The 12,759-nt window shown below is 63.7% G+C and carries 9 protein-coding genes; 6 read left to right on the forward strand and 3 right to left on the reverse strand.

Annotation, left to right across the window (positions count from 1 at the left end; all coding sequences use genetic code 11):
- Window positions 1–139 precede the first annotated feature (139 nt).
- Window positions 140–3,454: a hypothetical protein gene (locus V5F67_RS10775; protein WP_394019345.1), complete on the forward strand. Its 3,315-nt coding sequence runs from the start codon at window positions 140–142 to the stop codon at window positions 3,452–3,454.
- A 240-nt stretch (window positions 3,455–3,694) separates the two neighbouring features.
- Here V5F67_RS10775 and V5F67_RS10780 read toward each other — a convergent pair whose 3' ends face one another.
- From V5F67_RS10780 to V5F67_RS10790, 3 genes are all read right to left on the reverse strand, one after another.
- Window positions 3,695–4,120 carry a hypothetical protein gene (locus tag V5F67_RS10780; protein ID WP_394019343.1) on the reverse strand — a complete coding sequence of 142 codons (426 nt, stop codon included), beginning with the start codon at window positions 4,118–4,120 and terminating at the stop codon, window positions 3,695–3,697.
- 91 nt (window positions 4,121–4,211) lie between these two features.
- Window positions 4,212–4,613 (reverse strand): hypothetical protein, encoded by a 402-nt coding sequence (locus V5F67_RS10785; protein WP_394019341.1) that lies wholly within the window; start codon window positions 4,611–4,613, stop codon window positions 4,212–4,214.
- 32 nt (window positions 4,614–4,645) lie between these two features.
- Window positions 4,646–6,244 carry a hypothetical protein gene (locus tag V5F67_RS10790; RefSeq protein WP_394019339.1) on the reverse strand — a complete coding sequence of 533 codons (1,599 nt, stop codon included), beginning with the start codon at window positions 6,242–6,244 and terminating at the stop codon, window positions 4,646–4,648.
- 86 nt (window positions 6,245–6,330) lie between these two features.
- Here V5F67_RS10790 and V5F67_RS10795 point away from each other — a divergent pair, with 86 nt between their 5' ends.
- The 5 genes from V5F67_RS10795 to V5F67_RS10815 all read left to right on the forward strand — a co-directional run bounded on the left by V5F67_RS10795 (window position 6,331) and on the right by V5F67_RS10815 (window position 12,748).
- A complete protein-coding gene (locus tag V5F67_RS10795) occupies window positions 6,331–6,702 on the forward strand; it encodes a helix-turn-helix domain-containing protein (RefSeq protein ID WP_394019337.1) in 372 nt (123 codons plus the stop codon).
- 785 nt (window positions 6,703–7,487) lie between these two features.
- Window positions 7,488–8,294, forward strand: coding sequence for a bestrophin-like domain (locus V5F67_RS10800; RefSeq protein WP_394019335.1), 807 nt, complete (start codon window positions 7,488–7,490; stop codon window positions 8,292–8,294).
- 444 nt (window positions 8,295–8,738) lie between these two features.
- The gene (locus V5F67_RS10805) at window positions 8,739–10,319 is read left to right on the forward strand and encodes an arylsulfatase (RefSeq protein WP_394019333.1); all 1,581 of its coding nucleotides are present in this window, start codon (window positions 8,739–8,741) and stop codon (window positions 10,317–10,319) included.
- Window positions 10,320–10,571: 252 nt separating this feature from the next.
- Window positions 10,572–11,501: a dihydrodipicolinate synthase family protein gene (locus V5F67_RS10810; RefSeq protein ID WP_394019331.1), complete on the forward strand. Its 930-nt coding sequence runs from the start codon at window positions 10,572–10,574 to the stop codon at window positions 11,499–11,501.
- 266 nt (window positions 11,502–11,767) lie between these two features.
- Window positions 11,768–12,748: a Bug family tripartite tricarboxylate transporter substrate binding protein gene (locus V5F67_RS10815; protein ID WP_394019329.1), complete on the forward strand. Its 981-nt coding sequence runs from the start codon at window positions 11,768–11,770 to the stop codon at window positions 12,746–12,748.
- The last annotated feature ends 11 nt before the right edge of the window (window positions 12,749–12,759 follow it).

Raw genomic sequence — 12,759 nt, forward strand, 5'->3', positions numbered from 1 at the left:
AAAATTAACGATTCACTCTGCCTTTGCCAAGGAAAGATTGCCTTAATTCTCATCTTTTAAGATATTGCCCTGACGTTTAGGGGGAGCGGATGAACACGTTTATCGCTTACGATCGCCGTGCGGGTTCGGACGCTCTCTCATGACACGTCAATTCATACCAGAGCATGTGCGCGATCTGCTTCGTTACCTGGCCCGACCAGATGAGCGCGCCAACGAGGACTTGGCGCTCGGCTATTTCCGCAGCGTTTTTGGCGACGCGTTTCAGCGCCAATCCGATGCTAAGCGAGCCGACGGTTATGTCGCCAGTGCCTTTGTACTCGAATTGAAGGGGCGATCCAACGACTGGCTGAGCGGTTTGTTGCAAGGCCTCGCCTATCGAAATGAAGACCTCGATTTTGGGCAGGTGGTCGTCGCGGCGAAGCATTTCCTCGGGGTCTGGGACGTCGAAACGATTCCCGAGGACATTCGTACCGCAGTGGCCGGGGCAACCGGCGCGCCTAACAGGATCGGGCGCGACATGGCGAAAAAATTTGCCGTCAGGAGAAACGATCTTCTGCGCCTAGCAGCATGGAACGGCGCGGATCTGTTTACACCTTTGTTCGAAAGCCAGCCGCAGCTTATTGTCGACGGGATACGGGCGTTTGAGGATGTGCTCCGCAACGGCAGGCGGATCCGTCAAAAGATCACCATTCGAAACTTTACCAACGTCCTTCGAGAAATGGTGCCGTATTTCGCGGGCTCCCCGGTCAAAGCGGTGCGCGCCTTCTTCAGCATGATCTATGCATGGGACGAGCATTCCACCGTCCAGATCAGCAATCGCATCCCGGACCAGGCAGCACTTGGCGGGGAGCCGATCACCAGCCTCATTCCCGCTAAGCGAGCGGCATTCAAGGCGTTCGTCGAGGCTCGCTTCGTCTCGCTCGACGCGAATACGGATTATGATGACTTCTTTGCGCGTTATGACGAAGCGCTCGACGCGGTTGATCCGCAATTCCGGCGACAGCACGGAATCTTCTTCACCGATCTCAACCTCTCCAAATTTGCCATGTGGCTGGCAAAGCAGGATGTACCCGGGCTAGGGGAAGACTATCTAGTTATTGATCCTGCCTGTGGCAGCGGCAATCTGGTGACTAACTGGCGCTCGCCACTTGAGTTGCGGCACAAGGTCGTAAGCGAAATCGAACCCGAATTACTGTTCGCCGTCGAGCAGCGGATGAAAGGCGACCAATGGCATAACGGTCGCTACACCGTCGTCCCGCGCGTAACAGAAAATCGAGGGCTCAATTTCCTCGATCGCAGCGCCGAGGACTATCTAAATGAATTGCGCGCCGCCTTGGTGGAAAAAGGACATACGCCCGACAAGCCGCTCGCCATTCTCTGCAATCCACCGTATCGCGGCGACGACGATCAAGCCGCTGAGGCAGTCGGGTACAAGATCCATCCGACGATCGTCGAGCTGACCGGAAGCGACGCTTCGAAAGAGCGCTATTGCTGTTTCCTGGCCCAGATGAAACTCGTTTGCAAAGCCGCTTACTCCAGCGGGCTGCCCGGGGAATCCCTGCTTCTCCTCTTCACCAAGTCGGCGTGGCTGACGGACCGCGCAACATTCCGGCAGATCCGCCGTGAGATGGCGGGAAGCTTTGACGATGTTGCCGCTGTCCTGGTCAACGGTAGCGAATTCTTCGACGTTAAGGGATCGTGGCCGGTCGCTTTTACCATTTGGCGCTACAGGAGTTCCTCACAGGAAGTCGATGATCGCCGAGCTATTCCAATCATGGACCTGACTTGGCTGAAGCGCCGCGATTTGGAAGCCATTCCTTGGGCCAACGCTGAAAAAGCCGAAGCGGCATGTCGCGGGATCGTCGATGACGACCGCTCCATGATGGTCGAACTTGGGCGAGCGCGCACCGGTATGCGCGATTGGTCGGGGCTCACCATGACCGACTTCAAACGCGACCGCCGGCGGTCAGAAGCCGGGCGCGAAGTGATCGGGGGGCTTCCACTCCACGATCAACGCCGCGCCAATAAGAAGACGTACGGAGAAGCCGACGGCCAGCTCGTGGGGTTTATGGACGACCTCACGCCTTGCCGCGTGAAGCGATCTATTCCGGGAAAGCCGTGGTTCCGGCTCAATGCCCAGTTCATGGACGTCAAAAAGAATCGCTGCTTTTCGGGCCCGCCGACACACTGGGGATACTGCGCCAATGACTTGAATGACGCGAAAAAGCTGTTCCTCTGGTTCGCATTAGCGCGCACCTTCGTCCAAATCCCTTATCCGATGTGGGCGGATGCCGATGACCTGTGGGCACCCAACATCCCAGCGCACTTGGAGCCCCGGGTCTTCGCCTGTGCCGCCGCTATCGTCTTTGCCGAGAATGAGTGCGTTGAGACCTATTTCCCCGCAAACAACCCGATCACCGGAAACCGGGAAATCTATGTAGGGAATCCGCTTTCACCGCTAGATGCAGACTCGTTCTGGTCGCAAACTATCGTGCCCCAAGTCAACGCCGCAGCCTCCCCGGCGGGGCGCGCCCTAATCACGAACGTGAACCACTTGTTTGCGCTGTGGGACACCCGATTCGTACACCGGCGCGAAATCCCGATCGGGTACAAGCCGCCCTATTTTGTCGATGAGCGCGGGCTTACCCGCCATGCCGGTCTGGTCCAGATACGGGATTACGCCCGCGACCAGCGGGACGAGCAGTTGCTTGCGGCGCTGGCAGACGTGCAATCCATGCTCAAGACGACCAAAGCCGAGTTCCATGATGTCATCGCTGCGCCCGCGGGGCTTAATTATTTCGGGCGGGTCCCCCAGAGCTCTCGTATCGATATCCCGACTTCAACCAACTTTCAAAAGGTGCTCGCTCGGCGCGTGGCCCTAGCCGGACTGCTGGTCAGCGAACTTTACGGCGATCCGAACTTCGGCCGCACCAAGCTCGCGAAATTATTCTACCTGGCGGACCGGAAGGCCGGCTTACAGTTGAAGACGGACTATGCCCGCGAGGCGGCCGGACCGCTCGATCAGCGGGCGCTCTACAACGAACGCTTCGGGATCGAAGCACTCGCTGCTCGGCACCAAGTCTTCAGATCGGAGCAAAAGGGCCGAATGGTGCGCTATCAGCGCATCGCCGATGCGAGTGCCATCGATCATTTCGCCCGCGAACAGCTCGGCGATAAGACGGCTCAGGTTATCGGCATCGTTGATGCGTGCCGAAATCTCAGCACGGAACAGGCCGAGATAATCGCGACGCTCCACGCGTGCTGGAATGACCTGATCCTTAGGCAGGAGCCGGTTACCGATGACGCGGTCATCGCCGAGTTTCACGGACATTGGCATCCCCAAAAGACGCGTTTCTCCCGTGCCCGCCTGACAAAAGCCATCGAGTGGATGCGCGTCCATGACCTCGTGCCGACGGGCACGGGTTCTCTCACCCGCGAGAGGCCGTCCGCATAGAGACGTGGCGCCTTCGCACCTCGTTCACGGTAGCCGAAATCAGCAACCAGACGTGCCCCTCATCGCCCTGCGGCATTAGAAATCGCGTGAGATAGTGGCTGCAATCGGGGTCGTGAATCGTTAAGCGGAACGCCCGCGTTGGCGGCGCAAAGCGGACGTCGCGGAAAGGGCAGTCGAAGGTCGGCAAAGGGTCAACTCCGGAAGCGCGGAAGGCCTCGATCAAAGTCGCAGGCCCAAGCGTCACTCTGAAGGTGCCGCCCCCAGCCCACATCTTCGATAGCTCGCGCCTTCGCGGATCAGCCTCTGCTGGGTCAGCATCCAGCCGCCATGGCGTCGTCGCACGGACATGACCGTCCATACCTCGCTTGCCCGCCAGTCCATGCCTTCGCCCTCGCATCGGAACTTCAGACGATAGCCGGTTCGGCTCCCTTGCCGGATGGGTGGCCCGGCCGAGGCGAGGCGGCAGGTGGCTTCATGGCCGGCATAGCCGTTGGTCGCCACGATCAGATACGGAAACTCGCCGTCGACATCATCGTCGGGGAGATCGCAGGAAACCCCATCCGACGCCCATACGCCGACGAGTTCGGCCGGCATCTGCTGCGCCTGAGCGGAGAGGCCGCTGGTGGCCAGAAAGATCGCGAGAGCGGCAACGGCAGCGATTTTCATGTTTCGGCCTCTGGCGGCCTTCTGAAGCGATGGACGCCGCCATGGCCTGGCACTCGGCCTGGCCATGGCGACAGTGGCAGCGGCGCGGCGCTCAGGCCCCGGCCGGCTGCTGGCTCGCGGGAGCCGCCGGCAGCTCGATCCCCCAGCGCGAGGCGGCATATTGGGCCTCGAGGCTCTCCGGCTTGGCGAACACCCAGCCGCGGTCGAGCAGGTTCTTCGCCGTCAGCTCGTTCCCCTTCATGCCGAGATAGGCGAGGAACGCAGCCTGGACGCCGATGCCGATGAGCGCGCCCATGGGGTTCTCCTCGGTGGCGGTGTTCGAGAGCACCGAGCTGACGATGTTCACCGCCACCATCAGCGCGCCCAGCAGAAAGAGCCGGCGCAGGAACAGCGGGATGCCAAGGAAGGAGGAGAACAGGAACAGCACCCAGCTCCAGCCGACCTTCACCTGCCTCAGCTCGCCCGTGCGTGGATTTTTCAGAACGACCTTCATGTGATCCCCCAGCATGTGGAAATGAATGCGTGTCAGCGGGACGCGGCGCGCGGCAGGATGCCGTCCTTGAGCAGGACGCCCGGCGTTCCATCGGCGAGGGTCACGGGCACCAGCTCGGCCGGGCCTTCCCCCTGCGGCGTGACGATGGCGACGGGCGCGGTCCATGTGACCGTCTCGCCCTGGGCCACCTGCCGGCAGTCGCCGGCGGCGATGAAGGCGTCGCGGACCTGCCGGCGGCCTGGCCCCGGCCTTTGGGAGAGAACCACCGTCATCTGCTGCGGCGTGCGGCAGAACAAGGTGGCGGAGATGACGGGACAGGCGGCACCTTCGCGGCAGTCCGTCCCCCTTGTTGCGGGGGCAGGCACAGGCGCATTCGTTGCGACAACGGGCCGTGCCTTCCTGAGGCGGGTCAGCGCGCGCTCGACCTCCAGCCGTTCGGCCTTGGCCTGATCTAGATCGGCCTGCGCCTGGCTGATGCCGGCGATCCCCGAGAGGGCGGCCTGCGGGTTGAGAGGATTGCGAAGGAGGGCCCCCTGGCGGCTGGCCATTTGGCCCTGAAGCCGGCTGATGGTGCGATCAAGCTCGGCCCGGCGGTTCTCCAGCTGACGAATCTGTGCCTGGCGTGCCGCCTCTTGCCGCGATGGGTCGTTGGAAGGGGGGCTCGTCGCGGCAGATTGGGAAGACGCCTGCGGCATGGCTTGAGGAGCCGGCACCGGTGGCAGGGGTCTTGCGCGGGTTTCCTCCTCCCGGCGCAGTGCGGCCTGCCGTTCCTCATCTTCCCTCTGCCTGCGTTCGGCCTGCCGCGCCTCTTCCTCGGCGCGACGCCTCTCCTCCTGGGCCCGCTTTTCCTCCTGGGCGCGCTGCTCCTCGGCCTTCTTGCGCGCCTGCTGTTCGAGATAGGATCGCGCCGCCTCTTCCTCGACCGCCGTCAAAGCGGCATCGGCCCTGGCGTAGGTGGCATCATCCTTCATGGCTTGAATGCCATCTCGCCACCGGACGGGCTTGGAAGACACTACCAGATCGGCCGGCAAAGCGATCCCGCGCTCTTCCAGTCGCCGCACCCGATCGGCCAGAACCTTGAGGCGCACCACAGCCTCACTGACTTTCGGGTCCGCGATCTCAGCCGGGGACAGCCATTCGGCCGCATACTCCCGGCGCATATGTCGCGCCAGGTCGTCGAGCTGCCGATCCATGGAGAGGCTGTCCTCCATGGCGTCCCGGAACAGAACGAGCTGCACGAAGCACCGCTCCGGCGCCGAGGCGGGAGTCCCGAAGAGCACGTTCGGGTCGTCCACTCCCTTGAGCTTCGGCATCCGGTCGATGGCGACTTGGGCCGGCGTCTCCGGCTTCGGCGGCGCAAGGATCAGGGCATAGGCACAAGCCCCGCCTGCCGCCTTCAGCAACCCCGCATCGATCACTCTGATGCCCCCGGCGGCGAACACGATGGCCCCCGCCCAGATCCCCTGCGCATCCAAGGCGCTGAGGGCATCCGGCAGCACATATTTCTGCTCGAAGATGCGATCCTTGTAGCCGAACTCGACGCTGCGCTGGGCAGCGGAAGGCACAGGAGAAAGGGCAATCAGACCGAGAGCGGCGAGGGTCGCATTATGGAAAAGTGATTTGCGTTTCATGGTTGCGATTGCGCACATAATGGACAACTATTAAGATACATTTTGTTCGTAGACGGCACAAGGGGTGCCATGAACATTTTGTTCACATGGACCTGTTTGCAGCCAATCTTCGAGCCCGTGCCGCGGCGCTCAATCTCTCCAACGCCGAAGCCGCCCGCCGGGCCGGTCTGAACGAGCGCCGCTATTTCCATTATGTGAGCGGGGCGAGGGAGCCGGACTTGGCGACGCTGGTGAAGATATCGAAGGCGCTGGGCACCACGCCCGACGCGCTGCTCGGCGTGAAGCGCGACCCTGATGATCTTGCCGAGCCGACAGAGCGATCGAAGCTGATCGACCGGATGGTGTCGGCGGTGAACAATCTGGGCGACTACGAGCTGGCGATCGCCGTCCTGCAGGTTGAAGTGATCCTGCGGCTCCAGAACGAGAAGCAGGCGGCCGAGAAGGCCAGCGGCGAATAGGCCGAAAATCCCCTTCGCAAAGATCGGCCTTGCGCGTGCGAGCGCTCTGGATGTATCTAGACAATATCAGACAGAAGAGGACTCGAACCTCTTCTGCAACTTCGCGCGTAGGCACAGATGTAGGCGCGAACGTTTTCCACAGTTAAATTTAACTATATTTCACAGTGACTTATTGTATTAGTTCGATGCCGCCCCTGGCGCCATCTCATCATCCGGAGACCTCCAGTGGGGGTGATTTGGCTGCGGCTTCAGGGTGGTAGGTGCCTTTGACGTCCGGCGCGGTGCCTTGCCGCCCTCTTCTTTCCTGTAGGCATGTGGCGAGCTTGCGGGCGTCTTGACGGCGCGCCTCACGTTTCATCCCGCGGTGAATGCGTTCCGGCGGCGGAATCTGGCCTTGCCTTGCGCGACACGGGTGCCGGACAACGGCGTGTCCGCCAGTGGGGCAAGGCATTTGCGGGGGCTGCCATCCTCGACGGCGGCCACCCTCCGCCGCTTTGCCTCCGACACCTCCCTGCCGCCGAACGGGCCTTCCCCTTGTCGACGCCGGCGTCGCCGTCCCCTGCATGCGGGCAGAGATCTGCAACCGGCACCCCGGCCTCGCGCTCCTTCGGGATGGTGACGATCTGCTCTTCCGAAAGGCGGCTCAGCCTCATGTCCTGGCCCTGGTGATGCGCCGGAACGAACTTCAAACGGGACAATAGAGGCTTGGAGGCACCGTCACTGGCGCTGGATATGGAATCCGATTACTTCGGTTGAAAGTTCAGTCGGGAGTTTGGACCGCCGCCATGGGTTTCGTCCTCGCCATCGCCGAGACAAGCGTACTCGCCTTCGGTCTAATTCTTTTCCTCGCGCAGATGGGTGCGCACGGTATCGGCTTCTGGGTTGGTAGACGCGATGCAATGCGCGAGGTGAATCCGGAGGCGGTCGGCGTGATAGTCGGCGGCATTTTGGGATTGCTCGCCTTCGTCCTTGCGCTCACGCTCTCCTTCGCCAACAGCCGTTTCAGCGAACATCGGCAGGGCAGTATCGCCGAAGCCAACACCATCGGCACCGCCTGGCTCAGGGCCAAAGCCATCGGCAATCCGCGCGGAGAGGCAATCGCAAGCCTGATCGAGGACTATGTCCAGGTGCGTGCCGATTTCGTCAGGGCAACCCGCGACCCGGCCGAGCTGGATGTCCTCAACCGGCGCACCAACGCGCTGCAATCGCAAATGTGGGGCCACCTGTCGGTCGTCGTGCGCGAGCAGCCGAACCCGGTGTCCACCGCCCTGATGAGCGCCCTGAACGACATGTTCGACGCCGGTACCAGCGAGCGGTTCGCCTATCACATCACCCTGCCACCCCAACTCTTCTGGCTCCTGATCGGCATGACGCTGATAAGTATGGGCTGCCTCGGCTACCAGTTTGGCCTCAAGAAGCGGGCCTCGCTCGCGCTGGTCGTCGTTCTGACGCTCATGTGGACGTGGGTCGTCGTCGAAATACTCGACCTCGCCTCCGCCCGCCTCGGCTATATCCGGACCGGAACGGCCGTCTACGACTGGACGATCCAGGGCTTCAAAGGCGGCGTGACCATTCCTGCCTTGCCGCAATGAAGTGAATGGGCACGGAGGCGGCGGGCGCGCCGCCGTCCCGCCGTGCCGTCCTCATCGGCCCGGGGACGCGGGACGCCATCGCCTCAAGCTGCAAGGCGTGCGGCTTTACTTGCGCCGTCTCTTTTTTAGAAATGCGGATTGTGGAAGTCTCTTGCCCCGGTGCGCGGTGCAATTTGCGGCATGCGTCCATGCGCAACGGGTCTTTTTTCGCAGTTGCTTTTGCGCTGCAAATACAGATCAAGATACCGGCCGGCTTCTTTCACGCGCCAATATTGTACCTCAGTCCAAGTCGCTAAAAACCAGCTTGCTTTTGCATCCTTGCTACATGATTCTTTCCTCGCGCCGAAGCGGCGGCTTCCCTCTGTGCAGGGGGCGCGCGCGCAAGGTGTCATCGCGGCGTCTCTGGCAATGTCTATGCGTCGCGAGTTTTCACGGGAGGCGAGGATGTGTATTCGAGGAATACTGGGAGCAATGACGCTCTCGGCGGCCGTGACGCTGACGGTCGTCACGCCGGCCGCCGCACAGCAGCAGCCAACCGCCAAGCCCAACATTCTCGTCATCTTCGGCGACGATATCGGTCAGACCAATCTCTCGACCTACAGCTTCGGCCTGATGGGTTATCGCACACCGAACATCGACCGGATCGCCAATGAGGGCCTGAAGTTCACCGACTATTATGCCGAACAGAGCTGCACGGCGGGGCGCTCGACGTTCATCACCGGCCAATCGACATTGCGCACGGGCCTGTCGAAGGTGGGCCTGCCGGGTGCCGACGTCGGCCTCCAGCCCACGGACGTCACCATGGCCTCCGCGCTGAAGGATCTTGGCTACGCGACCGGCCAGTTCGGCAAGAACCATCTCGGGGACCGCGACGAGTTCCTGCCGACCGCGCACGGGTTCGACGAATTCTTCGGCAACCTCTACCACCTCAATGCCGAGGAGGAGCCGGAGAATTTCAACTATCCGCGGGATCCCGCCTTCCGCAAGCAGTTCGGCCCGCGCGGCGTCATCAAGAGCTCGGCGGACGGCAAGATCGAGGACACCGGCCCGCTGACGCGCAAGCGCATGGAGACGGTGGACGACGAGACCTCCAAGGCGGCCATCGACTTCATCGACCGCCAGGCCGCGGCCAAGAAGCCCTTCTTCGTGTGGATGAACACCACCCGGATGCACTTCCGGACCCATGTCCGGCCCGAGAACCGCAGCAGGCCGGGCCTCGCCGCGCTGACCGAATATGCCGACGGCATGATCGAGACCGACAAGGTGATCGGCACGATCCTCGACAAGATCGACCAGCTCAAGCTGGCCGACAACACCATCGTCATCTACACGACCGACAACGGACCGCACCAGAACTCCTGGCCGGACGCCGGCACCACGCCCTTCCGCAGCGAGAAGAACACCAATTGGGAAGGCGCCTTCCGCGTTCCCGCCCTCATCCGCTGGCCGGGGCACATCCAGCCCGGCTCGGTCGCCAACGGCATCTTCTCCGGCCTGGATTGGTTTCCCACCCTGCTTGCAGCCGCGGGAGACACGACCATCAAGGAGCGCCTCCTCAAGGGAACGACAATCGGCGGCAAGCCGTACAAGAACCATCTCGACGGCTACAACCAGCTCGACTACCTGACGGGCAAGGCGGGCCAGAGCGCCCGCAAGGAATTCGTCTATTTCAATGACGACGGTCAGATCGTGGCGATGCGCTACGAGAACTGGAAGCTCGTCTTCTCCGAGCAGCGCGCGACCGGCACCCTGCGGATTTGGGCCGAGCCGTTCACGCAGCTGCGCGTGCCCAAGATCTTCGACCTGCGCTCCGACCCCTACGAGCGGGCCGACCTCACGTCCAACACCTATTACGACTGGATGCTCGACCGCGCCTATCTGCTCGTGCCGGCACAGGTCGAGGTCGCCAAGTTCCTCAGCACGTTCAAGGAGTACCCGCCGGCGCAGCGCCCCGCCAGCTTCTCGATCGACCAGCTCCAGGAGCAGCTCCAGGAGCAGTTCAAGAACGCCGCCGGGGGCCAGTAGGCGGCGCCGAATACGGTAAGCCGATCTCGCCCCGACGCCGGATCCGGTGCCGGGGCGTTTTTCTGCCGGCGTTGCCGATGCCGCGGATCGGCGGACGCGCTCGGCGGATTGCCCACCCGCCCGGGCGGCGATGCCGCAGGCTGAAATTTGTCGGCGCATGGCTTCCGCACGGGCACCGCTTCGTCCTATGTCACGGGCTCCGCCATCCGCGTGGGTGGCGGCCTCATCGCCAGCATCCGATCGGTTTGTGCCATGCTTCTCGACGCCAGCGCCTCCGGCCTGTTCCCCATCGCCCCGACCCCCTTCACGCCCGACGGCAGGATCGACGAGGGCTCCCTCGACACGCTGATCGCCCGCTACCTCGCCGCCGGCGCCACCGGCGTCACCGTGCTCGGCATCATGGGCGAGGCGCCGAAGCTGGAGCCGGAGGAATCGCTCGCCGTCACCGCCCGCTTCGTCGCCGGCTTCGGCAGGCTGCCGGTGATCGTCGGCGTCTCGGCGCCGGGCTTCGCCGCCATGCGCTGGCTGGCGCGCGCGGCCATGGAGAAGGGCGCGGCGGGGGTGATGATCGCCCCGCCGACGCACCTGCGCACCGACGACCAGATCACCGGCTACTACCGCCAGGCGATCGAGGCCATCGGCGCTGACATCCCGTTCGTGATCCAGGACTATCCGCTCACCCTGACGGTGCAGATGACGCCGAAGGTGATCCGCCAGATCGTCCAGGAGAACCCCTCCTGCGTGATGCTGAAGCACGAGGACTGGCCGGGCCTGGAGAAGATATCGGCGCTGCGCGCGTTCCAGCAGGACGGCTCCATGCGGCCGATCTCCATCCTCACCGGCAATGGCGGCCTGTTCCTCGACTTCGAGATGGAGCGCGGCGCCGACGGGGCCATGACCGGCTACGCCTTCCCGGAGATGCTGGGCGAGGTGGTGCGTCTCCAGAAGGCCGGGGAACGCGACAGGGCGCACGATCTGTTCGACGCCCATCTGCCGCTGCTGCGCTACGAGCAGCAGCAGGGCGTGGGCCTCGCGGTGCGCAAGTACGTGATGATGAAGCGCGGCTTCATCGCCTCCGACGCCCAGCGCAAGCCCGGCTCGGCGCTCACCGCCGCGGCCCGCGCCGAGGTTGACTATCTCCTGGCGCGCCTCGCCCGGCACGATCCGCGCGCCGCGCTCTGAGCACGCGCCGCGCGCGTGGGAATGGGGAGGGCGGACCTGTTTTGCCCTCCCGCCGCGCGGCGGCGTGGACAGCCTTGCGTCCTCCAGGTTGCAGGCCGGCGTCCGACCGGCCTTTCCGCTGCGTTGAACACAGCCGAGATTTGTGGATTATGGCGGCCCTCGCACGGGATGCGGCCTCAGGCCGTGCCTGTTTCCGGGCGCTCCGCCACTGCGGCGGCGCGTCCCTTGTCGAAGAGCAAGAACACAACAAACCCTTGGAGGGGGTCATGCGCCAATCCATCCGCGGCCTCGTGGCTGCGCTTTCCGCCGTCGCCAGCGTCGCCGCCGTCCAGCCTGCCCACGCGCAGGCCTATCCCGACCGCGCCATCAAGCTCGTCATGCCGTTCGGCGCCGGCAGCGCGAGCGATTCCATCGCCCGCATCGTGGCGGACGGGCTGTCCGCGCGGCTCGGCCAGCGCGTGATCGTCGAGAACCGGCCCGGCGCCGGCGGCAACACCGGCACGGCGGCCACCGCCAAGGCCGCGCCGGACGGCTACACGCTGATCTTCGCCGCTCCCGGCCCGTTCGTCGTCAACCGCACCCTGGGCGGCCTGCCCTACGACCCGGAGAAGGACTTCGAGCCCATCTCCACGGTGGCGAAGCTCGTCAACGTGCTGGTGGTGAACCCGGAGAAGGTCCCGGTGAAGACGGTGGCCGAGTTCATCGCCTTCGTGAAGGGCAAGCCCGGGCAGATCAACTATTCCTCGGTCGGCCTCGGTTCCTCGCAGCATCTGGCGGCGGCCTATTTCGACATCGTCGCCGGGACGCAGATGTCGCACGTGCCCTATCCCTCGGGCAGCCAGCTCGCCATCGATCTGGTCTCGGGCGAGGTGCCGGTGAGCTTCCAGCTCATCCCCAACGTCTCGTCCCAGCTCGCCGCCGGCCAGATCCGCGCGCTCGCCGTCACCACCAAGACGCGCAGCAAGGCGCTGCCGGACGTGCCGACCATGGCCGAGCAGGGGGTCAAGGAGTACGAATCCTATGCTTGGTTCGGCATCGCCGCGCCCAAGGGCACGCCGCAGGCGGTGATCGACCGCCTGAACAAGGAGATCGTCGCCACCATCGCCGATCCCGCCGTGCAGAAGCGCCTGATCGAGATCGGCGTCGAGCCCGACAGCTCGACGCCGGCCGAGTTCAAGGCGTTCCTCGCCGAGGAATCCGCGAAGTGGGCCGGCATCATCGCCAAGGCCGGCATCAAGCTGAACTGACACGCGTGATC

It is taken from the genome of Xanthobacter pseudotagetidis (genome assembly GCF_043194795.2).
GTDB classification, from domain to species: Bacteria; Pseudomonadota; Alphaproteobacteria; order Rhizobiales; family Xanthobacteraceae; genus Xanthobacter; species Xanthobacter tagetidis_A.

What these genes read in the sequence shown, in the direction of transcription:
- V5F67_RS10775 (WP_394019345.1), top strand. Translation starts at nt 140, where the DNA reads ATGACACGTCAATTCATACCAGAGCATGTGCGCGATCTGCTTCGTTAC.
- V5F67_RS10780 (WP_394019343.1), bottom strand. Translation starts at nt 4,120, where the DNA reads ATGAAAATCGCTGCCGTTGCCGCTCTCGCGATCTTTCTGGCCACCAGC.
- V5F67_RS10785 (WP_394019341.1), bottom strand. Translation starts at nt 4,613, where the DNA reads ATGAAGGTCGTTCTGAAAAATCCACGCACGGGCGAGCTGAGGCAGGTG.
- V5F67_RS10790 (WP_394019339.1), bottom strand. Translation starts at nt 6,244, where the DNA reads ATGAAACGCAAATCACTTTTCCATAATGCGACCCTCGCCGCTCTCGGT.
- V5F67_RS10795 (WP_394019337.1), top strand. Translation starts at nt 6,331, where the DNA reads ATGGACCTGTTTGCAGCCAATCTTCGAGCCCGTGCCGCGGCGCTCAAT.
- V5F67_RS10800 (WP_394019335.1), top strand. Translation starts at nt 7,488, where the DNA reads ATGGGTTTCGTCCTCGCCATCGCCGAGACAAGCGTACTCGCCTTCGGT.
- V5F67_RS10805 (WP_394019333.1), top strand. Translation starts at nt 8,739, where the DNA reads ATGTGTATTCGAGGAATACTGGGAGCAATGACGCTCTCGGCGGCCGTG.
- V5F67_RS10810 (WP_394019331.1), top strand. Translation starts at nt 10,572, where the DNA reads ATGCTTCTCGACGCCAGCGCCTCCGGCCTGTTCCCCATCGCCCCGACC.
- V5F67_RS10815 (WP_394019329.1), top strand. Translation starts at nt 11,768, where the DNA reads ATGCGCCAATCCATCCGCGGCCTCGTGGCTGCGCTTTCCGCCGTCGCC.